Genomic DNA, 17058 nt, shown 5'->3' on the forward strand with positions numbered 1-17058 from the left:
GACTCTATGCTTGAAGAAGCAGGCCACCACGGAGAACTACCCTCAGCTCCTCCCACCCGCCCTACACGCCGCCCGTCCGATCGGCGCCGCCCGCCGCGCCGCTCACCGCGCCGCCCGCCGCGCCGCTCATCGCGGCACCGCGTCGGGACCGGTCAGCACCATGGCGCTCTGGAAGCCGCCGAACCCGCTTCCGACCGTCAGCACCGTGTCGGTCCGCTGCTCGCGGGCGACCAGGGGCACGTAGTCCAGTTCGCATTCGGGATCCGGCTCCCGCAGGTTGGCGGTCGGCGGGATGACATCGTGCTCGATCGCCAGCGCGCATGCGGCGATCTCGATCGAACCGATGGCCCCGAGGGAGTGGCCGATCATCGACTTGATGGAGCTGACCGGGACGCGCCGGGCATGGTGGCCGAGACTGCGTCTGACCGCGGCCGTCTCGTGCCGGTCGTTCTGCCGCGTCCCCGATCCGTGCGCGTTGACATAGTCGATGTCGGCGGGCGCCAGCCGCGCCCGGTCGAGCGCCGCCGTGATCGCTGCGGCCATCTCCCGGCCGTCCGGCCGCAGTCCGGTCATGTGGAAGGCATTCGACCTGGACGCGAACCCGCGGATGGCGGCGTACACGTGCGCCCTGCGGCGCAGCGCCGCCTCGAGCGGCTCCAGCACGAAGAACGCGCTCCCCTCACCGAGCACGAACCCGTCGCGGCTCCGGTCGAACGGCCTGGACGCGTGCTCCGGATCGTCGTTGCGCGCGGTGGTGGCCTTGATGGCATCGAAGCAGGCCACGGTGATCGGGGAGATCGGCGCGTCGGTCGCGCCCGCCACCGCGATCTCCGCGGAGCCCTCGGCGAGCAGCGCGCACGCGTAGCCCACGGCGTCCAGGCCGGAGGTGCACCCGGTGGAGACGACCGACACGGGTCCCTCCGCCTCCACGGCCCAGGCCACCTCGGCGGCCAGCGAGCTCGGGACGAAGTATCCGTACAGGTGGGGCACGGCGTAGGTATGGTCGACCAGCCAGGAGCGGCCGCCGTCGCTGACGGTGGCGTACTCCTCCTCCAACCCCATGGTGCACCCGACGGCGCTGCCCACCGTGACCGCGACCCGGCCCGGAGCGACCGCGCCCGCCGCCAGCCCGCTGTCGGCGAACGCCTCCCGGGCGGCGGCGACGCCCAGGAGCGCCGCCCGGTCCATGCGCCGGACCTCCCGGGGAGTGAACCCCTCGGCGACCGGATCGAAATCGCACTCCGCCGCGACGCGGGAGCGGAACGGGGCCGGATCGAAGAAGGACATCGCACGGGTCGCGGTGCGGCCGGAGGTGAGCAGCTCCCAGAATGCCTTCACACCGATCCCGCCGGGCGCACGGACCCCAATTCCGGTTATTGCAATAGCTTTGGCCATCAATATCCCTCCATGCGGTCCGGAGTAGGATGCCCAGACGCGACTCGAAAGGCCCTTGAGAGGTGCTCGAATAAGCGGCCGCGCCGGACCGGGCGAATTCTTCGGCCGGAGGGACGAGGTCATCCCGTCCATGTCGGCGACGTCGGCGACCGCGGCGGGCCGCGCTCGCCGATGCGCGACTACATGCGCGCGGCACCCCGGACGGGCCGGCGCTTTACCATTCGGGATGACCCTACTTGACAATGCTGACCAAGTTTACCAAGCTGACCACCCGCCGGTGTTCATATCCACACGGCGCTGACATACAACTACACGGGTTGGATCGCGAGCGAGTCAGGGGTGCCGGCTCCCCCCGCCAAAGACCCGTCGGCAACGCCGCCTTCGCCGCTCGAAGGGTTTCTCCGTTTCCGTCCACCCGGAGGTAGTGTGGAATTCCGCGTCCTCGGACCGATATCCGTAGCACCAGTGGGAAGTGTGAGCCCTCAACTCGCCCCGAAGCCCCGCAAGATCCTCGCGCTGCTGCTGCTGAACGCGAACAAGATCGTCTCCACGAGTTCCCTCATGACCGAACTGTGGGGCGACCGGCCCCCCAAGAGCGCCGTGACCACGCTGCAGACCTACGTGCTGCACCTGCGCAAGGCGCTCGGCCGCATCTGGGGAATGTCGCTCCCGAAGATCGCCCAGGACATCCTGACGACGCACACCAACGGCTACATGCTCTCGGCCCCTCTGGGGACCATCGACCTGCACGTTTACGATGAACTTGTGAGCACCGGGCACAGGGCCCTGGAGAGCGGCGACGTGAAACGGGCCGTGGCTCACTTCGAGGAGGCGCTCACACTCTGGAGCGGTCCGCCGCTGGCGGACGTCCCCGCCGGCCGCCTCCTGGAAACCGAGATCACACGCCTCACCGAGGATCGGCTGAGCACGTTGGAGGGCCGGATCTCCGCCGACCTCAGGCTGGGCCGCCACCACCAGTTGCTGGGCGAGCTCGCCGCACTGGTGGGGCAGCACTCCTTTCACGAGGGCCTCCACGAAAAGTACATGCTCGCGCTCTACCGGTCCGGCCGGAGGCATCAGGCCCTGGACGTCTACCAGCGGCTGCGGTCGGCGCTCGTGAACGAGCTGGGCATCGACCCCTCGCCCCGGCTCCAGCAACTGCACCGCTCGATCCTCGCGTCGGCGTCGCACCTCGACGAGGTGTCCTGAGGCCGCCTGACCGGCGCCCGACCCGCCGCCCAGGGCCGGGCGCGTTCCGGTGGATCCCCCGAACGCGCCCGGCCTGGGCCTCACGGCACGATGTCGTCACGTGCGACGATACGGTGCCGCACCCGCAGCCCGCCGTCGTCCACGAGCAGGTCCTCACACGTGGTGGACATGCGGACCACCGACGGACCGCCGGCCGGGGTCTCGATGATCAGGGCGTAGCTGTACACCCGGACGGTGCCGTCCTCCTCCGGGGCCACATCGCACATGCCGAGCCAGTGACGCCGCGTCGTGCCTGCTGCCCGCAACTCGGCGGCCGCGGCGCGGGCTGCCGCGGCGATGGCCCGGCGGCCGCGCGTGGGCTGCTTGTGCGCGTTGGCCTCGAATACCGCGTCCTCGGTGAAGGTGTCGGCCCACGCCTCGGCCTCCCCGGAATCGAGCAGCCTCATCTGAACGGCGTAGAACTGCCGCACGCGCGCACCCAGACCGACGGTGTCATTCGTCTCCGTCTCGGTCATCGACCATCCTCCATTACGAATGAGTGACGTCCACCGCACCAACTCTGACAGTGACCGCTCGAACACGCCTTGATGCTCGGTCGAGAGCGACTCCGGGTCTTTTCAACCCCGTTTCAAGGTGCCGTTGAGACCATATTCACGAGCCCCGAAGACGAGCCGTCACGGCCGCATGAACGGAGACGAGGAGGACGAATGGGCGAAGAATCCGACCGGACCGCTCTGATCACCGGCGCGACCAGTGGAATCGGATTGGCGATCGCACGGCGATTGGCCGCGGACGGAATGCGGGTCTTCATATGCGCGCGCGGCGGAGACGCCCTGGAACGCGTATTGAAGGAACTGCGAAACGCCGGTTCCAAGGTCGCCGGAGTCACGGCGGACGTCCGGAACGCCGAGCATGTCACCCACCTCGTCAAGGCCGCCGTGGACGAGTTCGGCGGAGTTGACATCCTGGTGAACAATGCCGGGCGCAGCGGTGGCGGAGTCACCGCGCGGATAACCGACGAGCTGTGGTCCGACGTCATCGACACCAACCTCAACAGCGTGTTTCGGATGAGCCGCGAGGTCCTCGTCAACTCCGGGATGCTCGAGCGGAGCTGGGGCCGGATCGTCAACATCGCCTCGACCGGGGGGAAGCAGGGCGTGGTGCTCGGCGCCCCCTACTCGGCCTCCAAGCATGGCGTCGTGGGCTTCACCAAGGCGCTCGGGCTGGAGCTGGCCAAGACGGGCGTCACGGTGAACGCGGTATGCCCGGGTTACGTCGAGACGCCGATGGCGGAGCGGGTGCGCCAGGGCTACGCGGCCGCGTGGGACACCTCCGAGGCGGCCGTCCTCGAACGCTTCCAGGCGAAGATCCCGCTCGGCCGTTACTCCACCCCGGACGAGGTCGCGGGGATCGTCGGCTACCTCGTCACGGACACCGCGGCGTCCATCACCGCCCAGGCGCTGAACGTCTGCGGCGGGCTCGGCAACTACTGATGCGAAACGGAGCCAGCGACATGACGGAACCGCGCCCCCGCTCGGCGGAACACGCCATCACGGTCGACGCGCCGGCCGAGGACGTCTACCGCATCGTTGCCACGGCGGTCGACTGGCCGGTCCACTTCCCCCCGACCGTCCACGTCGACCTGCTGGACAGCGATGGCGCCGAGGAACGCATCCGGATCTGGGCGACCGCGAACGACGAGGTGAAGTGCTGGACCTCCCGCCGCGTCCACGCCCCCGACGCGATGAGCGTGAAGTTCCGGCAGGAGGTCACCGCTTCCCCGGTGGCGTTCATGCGCGGCGAATGGCGGATCACCCCCCTGGACTCGGCGCGGTCCCGGGTGACGCTGCTGCACACCTACGGCGCGATCGACGACGACCCGCGCTCCGCCGAGTGGATCGGCCGGGCCGTCGACGGCAACAGCGGCCAGGAGCTCGCCAAGCTCAAGCGGGCCGCCGAGATGTCCGGGCGGCTCGGCGAGCTGCTGCTGTCGTTCGAGGACTCCGTGACGGTCGCGGCCGGTCCGGAGGACGTCTACGACTTCCTGTACCGCGCGGCCGAGTGGCCCCGGCGCATCCCGCACGTGAGCCGGCTGGAGCTCACCGAGAGCACGGACGGCGTCCAGCGCATGGCCATGGACACCCGGACCGCGGACGGCTCGGTGCACACCACCGAGTCGGTGCGGGTCTGCCTGCCGCCCGACCGGATCGTCTACAAGCAGATGGTGACGCCCGCCCTGATGACCGCGCACACCGGGAGCTGGCACCTGACCGCGGGCCCCGCCGGCGGGACGGTGGCCACCGCGCGGCACACGGTGCTGCTGGCCCCCGACCGCGTGCGGGACGTCCTCGGGCCGGACGCGACGATCGCCACCGCGCGGGAGTTCGTCCGCAAGGCGCTCGGCGGCAACAGCACGGTGACCCTGCGGCACGCGAAGGCCCACGCCGAGGCGCCGGTCCGCGGGACCGCGGCGGAGGGGAGCCTCGCGTGAAGCTGATCGACCTGTCCTCCCCCGTGGACGCCGAGTCGTGGGAGCCGGACCCGATCGAGCACACGATCATGACCCCCGCCGAGGGCGGCGAGCACATGATCGCGGAGATGCGGCGGCACTTCGGCCTCTCGCTCGACATCGCGGATCTGCCCGGCGGCGAGTTCCTCAACAACGACACCCTCACCCTGACCGTCCACACCGGAACCCATGTCGACGCGCCGGCCCACTACGGTTCGACCGCGGCCTACGGCCGTCCGAGGACCATCGACCAGATGCCGCTGGAGTGGTTCCACCAGCCGGGAGTGGTGCTGGACCTGACGTCCGCGGGCGTCGGCAGCGTGGACGCGGACTTCATCCACGCGGAGCTGCGGCGCGTCGGCCACTTTCTCAGCCCGCTCGACATCGTGCTGCTGCGCACCGGGGCGCAGGAGTGGGGCGGCACCCGGCGCTACTTCACCGACTTCACGGGCCTCGACGGCTCGGCGGTGCACTACCTGCTCGACCACGGGGTCAAGGTCATCGGAACCGACGCCTTCAGCCTCGACGCGCCGTTCCCCCGCATCATGGACGACTTCGCCCGGACCGGCGACCGCGACCTGCTCTGGCCAGCCCACTTCGCGGGACGCGAGCGCGAGTACTGCCAGATCGAGCGCCTGGCGAACCTGGACGCGCTCCCCGACTCCGGTTTCACCGTCATCTGCTTCCCGGTGAGCATCGCTCGCGCCGGAGCGGGTTGGGCGCGCGCCGTAGCCGTCCTCCACTGACGTCCCCCATGAGGTTCCAGCTGAACGAGGGAGAGCGGCATGCGCACCGATGCCGAAGCACAGCGGACCGAGAACGTGCCGATCGTCTACCGCGCGCTCGCCCTGGGCGACTACCTGCTGGGGCGCACCGACCTGCGCACCGCCTCCCGCGCCGCCGGACTCCCGACGGACTGCATCACCCGCATGCTGCACCACCGTGCCGGCCTCGCGACGCGGGGCGGCCCGGACGACGCCGACGGTGCGGCCCTGCTGCTGTCGGTCGTCGTACCGGTCTTCAACAACGCCACCACGCTGCGCGAGCTGCACTCGCGGCTCCGCCGGGTGCTCGCCCCGATCGGCGCCGCCGAGATCCTCTTCGTCGACGACGGCAGCGCGGACGAGTCGGTGGAGGTCATCCGCGAACTGTGCGAGCTCGACCCGGGAGTGCGGCTGATCCGGCTGTCGCGCAACTTCGGCCAGCAGGCGGCGCTGAGCGCCGGGCTGGACGAGGCGGGCGGCTCGGGTGTCGTCATGCTGGACGCCGACCTTCAGGATCCGCCGGAGCTGATCCCCGAGCTGGTCGAGCGGTGGCGGGCCGGACATGACGTCGTCTACATGGTCCGGCGCAACAGGAAGGAGGGCCTGCACAAGCGCTTCGCGTACTCCCTGTTCTACCGCGTGTTCCGCTACCTCGCGGACGTGGAGGTCCCCCTGGCGAGCGGCGACTTCTCACTCGTGGACCGCAGGGTGGTGGCGGTGCTGCGCGAAATGCCCGAGCGCGGGAGGTTCCTGCGCGGCCTGCGGAGCTGGTCCGGCTTCCGGCAGACGAGCATCGAGTACGACCGCGCGGCACGCCCCTCCGGGGAGTCGCAGTACACGCTGCACAGACTGCTCAAGCTCGCCACCGACGGGCTGCTCGGGTTCTCCAGCGTCCCGCTGCGGCTCGTGTCGTCCCTCGGCATCATCACCGCCCTCGCCGGAACCCTGATGCTGGGCGGGGTCCTGATCGCCCGGCTGAGCATCCCCGCGACCCCGGTCGGCTGGGCTTCCACCATCTCCGTCCTGCTCCTGGCCAGCGGGGCCCAGCTGACCACGGTCGGCATGGTCGGCGCCTACATCGCGCGGATCTACAACGAGGTCAAACAACGCCCCTTGTACATCGTCATGGAACGCATCGGATGACCTCACGCCCGGATTTCGGACCGCCCTTTCGGGCAAGCCTGACGGGCAGCGATTAGAGAGTTCTGATATCCGACGGTGCCGTCATGCGTCTCCTCCGACTTCCGCACCCGGGCCCTGCTCAACGCGATGCAGGACACTGCGGCCGCCGGGCCTCCTGCTATTTCCATCCCCGACCGCAAGGCGCTCGTCCAGGTCGAAGAGCGGTGCAAGCTGCACCTTCACGCCGCCGACCGCCATGCAGGAACAGCTTCCCCTGGACTCGCCTTTCCGCCGTCTTAGACGTCGTTTCATTTGGTAAGGCGGCTGCGGTAGGAGATCAGGGCGGCGGCGATGCCGACGAAGGCTAGGAAGTGCTCGGGTTTGCGTTCGTAGCGGCGGTGTAGTCGGCGGCAGCCGGCCAGCCAGGGGCCCCGCAGTCTGAAAGTCGGTCCCGTCCCTGTTCCGGAGCACACGCTATAGGGCCGACAACTGTCGCGGGACGGGCCACGACACCGTCCTCGCCTCGGGATGATGGGCAGTTGTGCTGTCGCCACTGGCCTGCTTGACCGTGGCGGACACGTTCGCGGCGCGGTGTCTGCTTCCTATGACCGACAGGGAGATGGACACCGAGATCTTGGTGCTGCGACATCAGATCACGGTGCTGGAGCCCCCGCCGGATGGGGCGGGGGTGCGGTTCCTCGGCCAGGATCGAGCACTGCTCGCGTGGCTGCTGCACCGGTCCCGCCGACCGCGACCGCCGGCCGGGGGCTGGCGTCAATGATCACCTGCATTGCTCACCGAGTACCGGTAGTTCTTGGGCGGTGTAGTCCGGCAGTCCACTCCATCGACACGAACCAAGGGCGACTGACCCTGCAGCGGCCTCCGCCGCCAAATTTCAGGATGTTTCTACAGAAAGACCGACGCCGGCTCGGTCCGACCCACCGGGTGTTCACACGTCCGGTCCCCACCTCTCCCCAATGATCATCACCCGATCCGGAGCACCGTCGGAGCCCGAGGCCGGACGACCCGGGCCCCAGCGCCGTCGCCGCGAGCGACAGGTCCACGTCCGGCCGCGAGTAGCCAGTTCATCCGCCATCAGTCCCAGCGGCGCATCCGCTGGTATCCCGGTCAGCGCGAAGAGGTTGAGTGAGTTCGAGTCGGGAGAGCAACGCCGCACCTGTACCTGCCGAGCGAGCCGGCTGGGCCTAGCGCGCTCGGCACGACGGAGCAAGCTCCCTCTCCACGGGCCTGGCAAGTTATCGGGCCGAAAACGGGTCGAAGTTCAGCGCCCTCGAGGAGACGGCGCCGTCGCCCCGCCGGGGCGATGACGGAGACATGCAGGAGCGATCGTTCCGCCTCTCAGGCCTGGGGGCCTCGGCCATCACTCCGGCCGGCGAGGGGCCTGGGGCGCGCAGCGTGGTGATGGAGGTGGCCTGGCCCATCTCCAAGGGAAGCCGATTCGACAACCGGATGCGACGGGATTCGGCTGATCGCGACGCGTTGCCAGGGGGCGCGGCAGTGGCTCACGCGCGGGTTCGTCGTGATCACCATGCAGTACCTGGCCGACCGCGGACACCGTCGCGCCCATCGCGAGACCTTTGCACAGCTCATCGACGGGCTGCTGACCAGCGCGGGCGCCTGCACGCCATCGCCACATCCGCCGGCCGGTGTTCACATGGCGTGGCGGATGTGGCGACGTCGTCGTGGGCGGGCGAGTCCGTTCGCTCGGTGGTTACAGGACGGCGGTGAGAAGGCTTACGGCGGAATCCTGGCGGGCGATGTCGGCCTGGTCGAACGGGCCCGTCCAGCGCAGGCCGTACTGGTCGGCGTTGTTCCGGTCGTAGGCGAAGGCGGAGCGGGCCTGGGCCGTCAGGTAGTTCCGGTACGGGTGGCCGGGGAGCGCGCGGTCGAGTTCGGCGAGGTTCCGCGCGAAGATGCCCTTGAACGCCGCCTGGTCGGAGTTGCACGTGGCGGCGGCCTCGCAGGGTTCGGTGAGGATTCCGCGCGGTGACAGGTCCGGGTCGGTGGTCACGGCGTCGGCGATCCGCCGGGCGGTGGCGAGCAGGGACGGGTCGCGGGTGGCGCGGTGCAGCTCCGTCAGGCCGCCCAGGATCACGCCCTGGTTGTACGTCCAGGTGGTGCCGCCGTTGTTGCCGCAGTTTCCGCTCTGCGTCGCCAGGCCGTCGTTGACCAGGTGGGATCCGTTGATCATCCCGCTGCGGGCGAACCAGCGCCAGGCCTGGCGCGCGTGGGCGAGGTACTTGGTGTCGCGCGGGATCCGGTTGTGCAGGGAGGCGGCCAGTTTGAGGTAGAGCTCGTTGCTGATGGCGTTCTTGTAGGTCTTCCCGGGCAGGTCCCACCAGATGCCGCCGCCGCAGGTGTCGTCCCAGTACTGGCGCATGTACGCCTCATCGGTCTCGGCGATCTTCAGGTACCTGGTGTCGCGGGTGAGGTCGTACATGCGGACCATCGCCAGTGCCCACCAGCCGGTGTCGTCGGTGGAGTCCGCGCGGAACTCGCCGCCGCCCTGCGGCCACCAGGGCAACGGCTTGCGCTGAAGCTCGATGGTGTTCTTCACCTCGGGCAGGTAGCGGGTCGAGCGGGTCCGCGCCATGTAGTCGAGGAGCGCCTGGAGCGCGTTGCCCGACTGCCACCAGGGGCTCTCGGGCTGCCAGCGTCCACTCGCCTGGTCGTAGAACCCCATCATCGCGTCGACGGCCGATGTGGCACGGGCCCGCGCGGTCCTGCCCGCGTCCGCGCTTGCGGCGGACGTGCCCACGGCGAGCGCCAGCACGGCGCCCGCCACGAGAGAGACCAGACCCTTTCCCATCCGTCGCTTCAGTCCGGTCATCGCGCACCCTCCATGGCAACGAGGCGTCCCAGCCCACGGCCTCCGCCCGGGCGGGCAGTGCGCTGAATTGTGCCCCGGGCGAGACGAGGCACGCAAGAGTCGTCAGGATCGTTCACATACGTGAGTGCTCTTGCTTGAAATTGTCGGAGGCTTCGGCTGGTTCGCCGCTACGGCGGGCAAGTGAGGAGCGCGCGTCGACTCGTGCGCCCACGAGAGCCGACGCGCAGGAGCGTGACGGAGAATGTCTGGTGGTGATCGGTCTTGCGCGAGTACGGTCGACGCATGCTCCGGGACCGACGCCATGAGCTGATCCTCCGCGTCCTGCGCTCCGAAGGGCCGGTGACGGTGGAGACGCTGGCCGAGCGCTTGGCGGCGAGCCTCGCCACCATACGCCGCGATCTGCAGAAGCTCGACGAGGAGGGCCTGCTCAAACGGGTGCACGGCGGTGCGATGCCGGTCGAGGGCCATGACGACCCCTTCACGGACGTCGCCGAGGTCCGGCCCGCCGAGAAGGACGCCGTCGCGCTGCGCTGCGCCGAGCTGATCCAGGACGGCGAGACCGTGCTGCTCGACATCGGCACGACCGCGCACCTGGTGGCGCGGCACCTGCGGGGCCGGGCGCTGACGGTCGTCACCAGCAGCCTCCCGGTGGTCGAGACGCTGGCCGACGACCAGCACGTCCAACTCGTCGTTCTCGGCGGCATGCTGCGCCGCGACTACCGGTCGCTGGTGGGCTACCTGACGGAGGACAACCTGCGGCAGATCCATGCGGACCGGCTCGTCCTCGGCACCAGCGGGATACGGCCGACCGGAACCGTCATGGACACGACGGTGGTCGAGGTGCCGGTCAAACGAGCCATGATCGCGGCCTGCGGGCAGGTGGTCCTCGTCGCCGACGCCGGCAAGTTTCCGGGCACCGGCATGGCGAAGGTCTGCGATGCCACCGACCTGGACGTGGTCATCACGAACGCTCCGGTCGATCCGGACACGGGGGCGGTCCTCGCGGATGCCGGAGTGCAGGTGCTGGAGGTGTGAGGTGCTCGGCGTCCGCTGAACCGCTGCGGCTGTTCAGACGTCGCTTTTTGGGAGCCGGACCGGGCGGTCGTCGGTGAGGGACTGTTGTGCCACGTCGCCGCGATGAGGGCGTGGAGCGCGTCTTGGCGCGAGCAGGGGCTGAGGCCGTTGTTCTGTACGGCGCGCAGGAAGCCGTGGATCTCCGCTCGGTAGGCGGAGGCGAAGCGTTCCATGAACGTCGGCCATGGGGGCCGGGAGGGACGGTGCCCCCGGTTCGGCCGAGGTGAGCGGGACGCGGTCGTCCAGCCCGACCGCCAGGGTCGCTCGGGTGCCGGCCAGTTCCATACGCACGCTGCCCGTTGAGCCGCGAACGAATACGTCGTGAGCATGCGGTGACACTGATTATTCCGCCGGATCGTCCAGCTCCGGCGGAATCAGCTATAACCAAGCCGCCGGGCGGGGAGCGGTTTGTGCTGACGAGGTGGACGTGGCAGTACGCGATCCGTTACTTTCAGGCCCCCGGTTCCGTGCCGTCCCGCGGTGTGCGTAGGGCTCCGCTTGAGGACGCCATGACTTCCATCTCCGGCCGCCGCCCCTTCCGTGTCCGGCAACACCGGACACGGCGCAGTCAGGCCATGACCGGCGGTGGGGCCGCCGCGGCGGCGACCGCGGCATCGAAGCCGCGGTGGAGTACGCCACTGACGTCCGCAAGCAGCCCCGCCGGACCCGCTCGAACATGCAGCAGCTCCACAAGCACTGAGTGCCAGTGGCCCGTCGCCGACGTCATGACCGAGTACGCCCGGGCGGCCCCGCCCGCCCCTGTCCCTGCCGAAAACCTCGTCCGCTCAGGTCAAGCGGCATGTTCATACTCATTGAGGATTCCGCCCGGACGTTGCCTTCTTCGATAGTTCAGGCGGGCGATCTGGTCTGTTTCGGTGATCGGTGGAGGCAGAGGCTTCAACGGGCGGGCGTTGGCGATGCCCTGATGCGGGCGATGCTGGTCGTAGAAGGTCTCGAACTCGCGGAGGGCGTGGAGCAGGTGCCGCTGGTTCCAGATCAACGTGCGGTCCAGGAGCCCGCGACGGCAGGTCTGCACCCACCGCCCCATCACCGCGTTCATCCTCGGCACCCGCACCCCGGTCAGCACCGCCTGGATGCCGGCATCTGCCAGAACAGCTCAGGGAACTTGCCGTCCCGGTCGCGGATCAGGAACCGTGCCCGGCAGCCGGCGTCCTGAAGGTCCATGACCAGGTTCCGCGCCGCCTTGCTCACCCAAGCTGCGGTCGGGTGGGCGGTGGCCCCAGAACCCGGATGTGGCAGGTGTGGTGCTCGATGACCGCCAGCACGTAAATCCGCGCACCGGTGAGGGTCACGATCTCCAGGAAGCCACACGCCAGCAGCGCCTCGGCCTGCGACCGCAGAAGCCCAGCCCAGGTGTTGGCGGAACGCTCGGGTGCCGGTCGATACCAGCGTCGTTGAGGATCCCCTCCGGTGGAGGCCGCGACCTTCACACCGAGCACCATAAGTTCGCCGTGCACCCGCCGGTAATCCCAGCCCGGGTTCTCCCGCACCAGACGCAGCACCAGCAGCCGCATCCGCCACAGCACCCCGGAAGGCAACCGGTGCAGTAGCGCCGCCACAAACGCCCGGTCCGCCGTAGTGAATCGCACCCGCTTTCCGGCAAGCCGGCGCTCCAGCACGGCGGTCCGGTGCCGCAACACCAGGATCTCGGTGTCCTTGTCCCGATCGGTCATTGGAAGCAGACGCAGCACCGCGAACGCACTGGTCACGGCCAAGTAGGCCAGTCGCAACAGCACAGCCGCCCATCATCCCGCGGCAACCACCTCGCCGCGGCCTGTCCTTGCTACTGATCAAGCCCCGCGTCGGAACCCACCCCCTGCGCCTCTCACCTGCACAGACGTAGTTTTCGGCAGGCACAGCGTCGGCCTGCTGTCCCCTGCCATTGACTCTGAGCGCACAAATTCATTGGCGCACAGAGCAATGCTCTTCGAAAGAAGCGTGCACCGACGGGTTGGCGACCAGCCCTCAGTTCCTGACTTGCCCCGGCAATGACCTGCATGAAAGGCCCTGCCGCGGGAACGCCAACGCCGACATGGTGGCCTTGTGCTCCGGGTTGGTCAATGCGGGAGCGGGGTTGGATTCGCGTAGCGTTTCTTTGATTCTGCGGCATTGCTTGGGTTACAGTCCTCGCCGTGGCGGATGATTTCGGGCGCGTACTGCTTGATCGGTATCGGCTGGTCGAGCCGTTGGGGCAGGGCGGAATGGGGACGGTTTGGCGCGCGCACGACACCCGGCTGGACCGCGACGTGGCGGTAAAGCAGCTGCGCCTGCCTCCTGCCTTGGACGCCGAGCAGCAGGCGGCTTGGACGGCACGCCTGGACCGTGAGGCCCGCGCGGCGGCCCGCCTGCGCCATCCCGGCATCGTCACCGTCTACGACCTGGTGACCGGCGAGGACGGGCAGCCCTACATCATCATGGAGCTAGTGCCCGGCCGTTCCCTGGCCGACCTGCTGGCCGACCACGGCACGATCCCGCCGCAACGAGCCGCGACGCTCGGCCTGCAGATCCTCGACGCGCTGCGAACCGCGCATCAGGCGGGGATCGTCCACCGCGACCTCAAACCGGCCAACGTACTGCTGGACGGCGAACGAGCGCTGCTGACCGACTTCGGGATCGCCGCCGTCGAAGGCGAGACGGTTCTCACCGCGTCGGGTGCGCTGCTGGGCACGCCGGCGTTCATGGCACCCGAGCAGGTCCAGGGCCAGACCACCACCGCCGCCACGGACCTGTGGGCTCTGGGCGCGACGCTGTACACCGCGGTCGAAGGGCAACCGCCCTTCACCGGTACCAGCACCGGCGCCGTCCTCATCGCCGTCGCGACCCAGGAACCACGCCCGGCGCGAGCCGCGGGCCCGTTGACGCCCGTTGTCGCCGCGTTGCTCAGCAAGGAGCCCGCTCAGCGCCCTGACGCCGGCGCTCTGCACGCGATGCTCACCCGCATCGAGGCGCCGGCGGCCACGACACATCTGGACACGCCGCCACCGCATGGACTCCCCACGCCGCCCCAGTACGGCGCGCCCCCTGCGCCGACGCACCCGATACCCGCCTCCGAACGCCGTCCCAGAATGCCCGTCGTGATCGCTGCGACGGCGGCGGTGGTCCTCGTCCTCGCCGGTGCCGGCGCATGGCTGACGACCACGGTCCGCGACAACCTGGTCTACCGAGCCAACAAACGCGAAGCGGCGGCCCTGGGAGCACCTGCCGGATTCACCTTCAAACAGGACCGAAAAGGCAAGTCGCACCAAGCACGCCGCATCTATACGGGATGCCCCAAACTGTGCAGCGAACTTGAGACCGTCGTCCGGGACGACGTTTTCACCTGGCTGCGAACGAATAAAGACGTTGCGGCGGTCAACTATCCGCCGGGCACGCCGTTCACCTCCCAGGGAAGAACGATCTACCCGCTATACGTGAAGCGCCGTGATGGGAAACATCAAATGTTCGTGCTACTCACGGTGAAGCACGAACCGAAACAGGAGTACCTGTTAGAAGTGGACGCCGGCTGATCAACGACGCGGCACCGATTGTTCTGGCGCCATGCAATGCACCAGCCCTCCGGCTCCTACCGAACGGACTGCAGCGCGCATCGCGCACCTGTCCTGTATGTGCGCGGAGGATCGAGATGCTCCACGTTCATTGCCGACCCCGGAGTAAGACGCTCCGCGTCTATGCCGGGACGGGGTTCTTCGAGCATGCTGACGGCTTGACGGGCGAGCAGACGCTCAGCGGCGTCGTAGCTCCAGCCGCAGTCGACGACGAGTGACCGCCATTGTCCCTGCCGAAAACCTCGTCCGTCCAGGTCAAACGGCATGTACGTACTCGTTGAGGGTCCCGCCCAGACACTGGGTTCTTCGGACGTTCAGCTGGGGCGATCTCGTCGGGTTCGGTGATCGGTGAAGGCAGTGGCGTAAGCGGGCGGACCTTGGCGATGCCCTGACGAGGCCGATGCCGGTAGAAGGTCTCAACCTCGCGGAGGGCGTAGAGCAGGTGCCGCTGGTCCCAGATCAACGTGCGGTCCAGGCAGGTCTGCACCCACCGCTCCATCACCGCGTTCATCCTCGGCAACCGCACCCCGGTCAACACCACCCGGATACCCGCACCGGCCAAGACACCGTCCAACAAGTCAGGGAACTCACCATCGCGGTCGCGGACCAGGAACCGCGCCCGACACCCCGCGTCCTCAAGGTCCATCACCAGGTTCCGCGCCGCCTGCGTCACCCACGAGGCGGTCGGATGAGCCGTAGCGCCCAGAAGCCGGATGCGGCGGGCGTGGTGCTCGACGACCGCCAGGCACGCATGCGTCGAGACCTGAATCCGATGCGCCCAGCCGACGAGATCACCACCGAACCGAAGCTCCTAGTCGCCCGCCGCGCAGACCTGATACAAGACCGCACCCGGACTATCAACCGGCCGCGTGCCCTACTCACCGGCACTTTCCTCCGCCCTGGTTCTCATCTCCGAAGGCGATCAGACCGTCGTGCCTCTGCCTCCACGTATGGGGAGGCCGCAGGCGGTTCTGAACACCGAGTAGCGCAGGCCGATGGCGGGCCGGCCGATAGAACACGGCAAGCGGTCGGGAACATCCCATGGCGCTGCGACGAACTCGCCGAGGTCTTGGCAAGTCTCGGGGATCCGGCCCTCGACGAACTGCGTCAGCGCTTCCAGCGGACTCGCGGTCATGTGCACGAGCGAGTCCAGGTTCGGCAAGGTCTCGTGTTCGGCAGGCGGCCTGACCCGGTCCAGGAGTTCCGGGGTCGGCTCTGGCTCTATCGTCAGGGTTGCGTAGGTCAGACAGCCGTTCGCGTAGCCGGCCTGCGCCGGCTTGCCGACTCCCAGGTATGGGCAGCCTTCCGGCAGTCGGGTCAGCAGGTGGACCGGCCGCGCGCCCGGGCGCTGGGTCCAACTCCATTCAGGAGAGTCGGGGAGATGTCCGAACAGACAAACGCCGACGTCGTCAACCAATGGTCCACGAAGATGGAACCGACGGCCGTTCCACACGCCGAGCCCGCCCAGCGGATCCGCGATGATCACCGTTGCGGCGTCGCCGAGCATGACGGAGGCCCCCGTCGGTCTCGCAGCCGATGACGTTCTCGCCGGCCAGGCTTATCGCAGCGCCCTCGGTGAGCAGATCGTTCGGGTTCACGGGCACGCAACGGACCCTACTGCCGTTGGGGATCGTCTGGCTGACCAGATCAGCGTCCGAGCGAGGCTTATGCTCCGTGAGCCCCCGGCGCTGCGCGGATCGTCGGGCTTCAGCGGCTCGCGGGAGACTCGGAACAACCGGCACTTCAGGAGGAGTGCTCGAAAGCGTCGATTCGCGGCGGGCGGTGTCGATACCAGTACTCAAACGGTTGGCCTGATGGTGTTCTCGGAGAACGCGTCGGCGACCATGAGCGGGACGCGCCGGCTCCTGCAGGTCCTCGCAGCCGGTCATGACCTGGGAGCGGAGGGCATAAGGCGCCGCCGACCAGGCACGACCGGGATGTGGCCGCTCTGTTGACTTTCCAGAGCGTTCATGGAGATCCGTTGTTGCCCCTGGCTGCTCGCTCAACCGGTGGTGACCGTCACCTCGACGGCGCGGCCGTCCGGATCGTGCAGCACGCGCCGGCCCGGCTCCAAGCCGCAGGCGGCGGCGTCCGCGGCGAACCCGAGCCGCAAACGGCCGGTCGGCTCGCGCGCGCCCGCCGGGTACAACTCGAGCACCATGCCGTCCTCCAGGACGGCTGCGAAGTGGTCCGGGCCGGAGCCGTGCCGCTCCGGCCGTAGGAGCAGGCCGAGCCCTGCGTAGAACGCGCGGCACTCCTCCAGCCGGCTCGTGTAGATCACGATCAACATGCTGCGCATGACGTCCCTCCCTGAGTGACCGCACGTCCTGGAAAGGCTTCCACGCCATCCGCGATCACGAGGATGCGGCGGGGCTGCCGCCCTGTCCCGGGCCGGTGCAGGGAACAGGCCCTAGGCGGGGCGTCAACTCCCGGCCGGGGCATATCGAGCGCCGCACGACGGCCAAGCCGAGCCCGGCCAGCACCGCTCCTGCACGGCGTGCGCCGGGACGTTCATGCCTGGATAATGCGCTTCTCCCGACACAGAAGTCCAAGATCGATCGTGTATAC

Annotated in this window: 15 protein-coding genes and 2 pseudogenes; 8 read left to right on the forward strand and 9 right to left on the reverse strand. The window is 68.8% G+C overall.

The window, feature by feature from the left end:
* Positions 1 to 126 precede the first annotated feature (126 nt).
* Positions 127 to 1395 carry a beta-ketoacyl-[acyl-carrier-protein] synthase family protein gene (locus J4709_RS07705; protein WP_208238554.1) on the reverse strand — a complete coding sequence of 423 codons (1269 nt, stop codon included), beginning with the start codon at positions 1393 to 1395 and terminating at the stop codon, positions 127 to 129.
* A 474-nt stretch (positions 1396 to 1869) separates the two neighbouring features.
* Between J4709_RS07705 and J4709_RS07710 the strand changes: the two genes are divergently transcribed.
* Positions 1870 to 2604 (forward strand): AfsR/SARP family transcriptional regulator, encoded by a 735-nt coding sequence (locus tag J4709_RS07710; protein ID WP_208238555.1) that lies wholly within the window; start codon positions 1870 to 1872, stop codon positions 2602 to 2604.
* Between the two features lie 80 nt (positions 2605 to 2684).
* On the opposite strand, the gene J4709_RS07715 is transcribed toward J4709_RS07710, so the two are convergent.
* Positions 2685 to 3119, reverse strand: coding sequence for a nuclear transport factor 2 family protein (locus J4709_RS07715; protein WP_208238557.1), 435 nt, complete (start codon positions 3117 to 3119; stop codon positions 2685 to 2687).
* 192 nt (positions 3120 to 3311) lie between these two features.
* On the opposite strand from J4709_RS07715, the gene fabG reads away from it, so the two are divergent.
* From fabG to J4709_RS07735, 4 genes are read left to right on the forward strand one after another with little or no spacing between them, the layout of a single operon-like run.
* Positions 3312 to 4097: a 3-oxoacyl-ACP reductase FabG gene (gene fabG / locus J4709_RS07720; RefSeq protein WP_208238559.1), complete on the forward strand. Its 786-nt coding sequence runs from the start codon at positions 3312 to 3314 to the stop codon at positions 4095 to 4097.
* A gap of 20 nt (positions 4098 to 4117) precedes the next feature.
* Positions 4118 to 5095, forward strand: coding sequence for an aromatase/cyclase (locus J4709_RS07725; RefSeq protein WP_208238561.1), 978 nt, complete (start codon positions 4118 to 4120; stop codon positions 5093 to 5095).
* Positions 5092 to 5859: a cyclase family protein gene (locus J4709_RS07730; RefSeq protein WP_208238563.1), complete on the forward strand. Its 768-nt coding sequence runs from the start codon at positions 5092 to 5094 to the stop codon at positions 5857 to 5859. Before J4709_RS07725 ends, J4709_RS07730 begins: the two co-directional genes overlap by 4 nt.
* Positions 5860 to 5898: 39 nt before the next feature.
* Entirely contained in the window at positions 5899 to 7020 is a 1122-nt protein-coding gene (locus J4709_RS07735; RefSeq protein WP_208238564.1) for a glycosyltransferase family 2 protein, read from the forward strand.
* A 287-nt stretch (positions 7021 to 7307) separates the two neighbouring features.
* Here the strand turns inward: J4709_RS07735 and J4709_RS07740 are convergent.
* Both J4709_RS07740 and J4709_RS07745 read right to left on the reverse strand, forming a co-directional pair.
* Positions 7308 to 7424, reverse strand: a pseudogene (locus J4709_RS07740) (IS5/IS1182 family transposase); the annotation flags it as partial.
* A gap of 1307 nt (positions 7425 to 8731) precedes the next feature.
* Positions 8732 to 9850 carry a glycoside hydrolase family 76 protein gene (locus J4709_RS07745; RefSeq protein ID WP_208238567.1) on the reverse strand — a complete coding sequence of 373 codons (1119 nt, stop codon included), beginning with the start codon at positions 9848 to 9850 and terminating at the stop codon, positions 8732 to 8734.
* A 282-nt stretch (positions 9851 to 10132) separates the two neighbouring features.
* Here J4709_RS07745 and J4709_RS07750 point away from each other — a divergent pair, with 282 nt between their 5' ends.
* A complete protein-coding gene (locus tag J4709_RS07750; protein WP_208238569.1) occupies positions 10133 to 10885 on the forward strand; it encodes a DeoR/GlpR family DNA-binding transcription regulator in 753 nt (250 codons plus the stop codon).
* An 829-nt stretch (positions 10886 to 11714) separates the two neighbouring features.
* Here the strand turns inward: J4709_RS07750 and J4709_RS07755 are convergent.
* The 3 genes from J4709_RS07755 to J4709_RS07760 are packed head-to-tail and all read right to left on the reverse strand — an operon-like array spanning position 11715 to position 12681.
* Positions 11715 to 11984: a hypothetical protein gene (locus J4709_RS07755; RefSeq protein ID WP_208238571.1), complete on the reverse strand. Its 270-nt coding sequence runs from the start codon at positions 11982 to 11984 to the stop codon at positions 11715 to 11717.
* 20 nt (positions 11985 to 12004) lie between these two features.
* Complete coding sequence (locus tag J4709_RS54570) at positions 12005 to 12136, reverse strand: hypothetical protein (RefSeq protein WP_269757114.1); 132 nt, start codon at positions 12134 to 12136, stop codon at positions 12005 to 12007.
* A complete protein-coding gene (locus tag J4709_RS07760) occupies positions 12133 to 12681 on the reverse strand; it encodes a hypothetical protein (protein WP_208238573.1) in 549 nt (182 codons plus the stop codon). The genes J4709_RS54570 and J4709_RS07760 overlap by 4 nt, the downstream gene beginning before the upstream one ends.
* A gap of 396 nt (positions 12682 to 13077) precedes the next feature.
* Here J4709_RS07760 and J4709_RS07765 point away from each other — a divergent pair, with 396 nt between their 5' ends.
* Entirely contained in the window at positions 13078 to 14451 is a 1374-nt protein-coding gene (locus J4709_RS07765) for a serine/threonine-protein kinase (RefSeq protein ID WP_208238576.1), read from the forward strand.
* Positions 14452 to 15178: 727 nt separating this feature from the next.
* Positions 15179 to 15370, forward strand: a pseudogene (locus J4709_RS56085) (IS110 family transposase); the annotation flags it as partial.
* Between the two features lie 42 nt (positions 15371 to 15412).
* Here J4709_RS56085 and J4709_RS53015 read toward each other — a convergent pair.
* On the reverse strand, positions 15413 to 15997 hold the full coding sequence (locus J4709_RS53015; protein ID WP_232383166.1) for a hypothetical protein: 585 nt from the start codon (positions 15995 to 15997) through the stop codon (positions 15413 to 15415).
* A 495-nt stretch (positions 15998 to 16492) separates the two neighbouring features.
* Positions 16493 to 16789, reverse strand: a complete 297-nt coding sequence (locus tag J4709_RS07775; protein ID WP_208238580.1) for a VOC family protein — start codon at positions 16787 to 16789, stop codon at positions 16493 to 16495.
* Between the last annotated feature and the right edge of the window lie 269 nt (positions 16790 to 17058).

The organism is Actinomadura violacea (assembly GCF_017573465.1).
GTDB lineage: Bacteria > Actinomycetota > Actinomycetes > Streptosporangiales > Streptosporangiaceae > Spirillospora > Spirillospora violacea.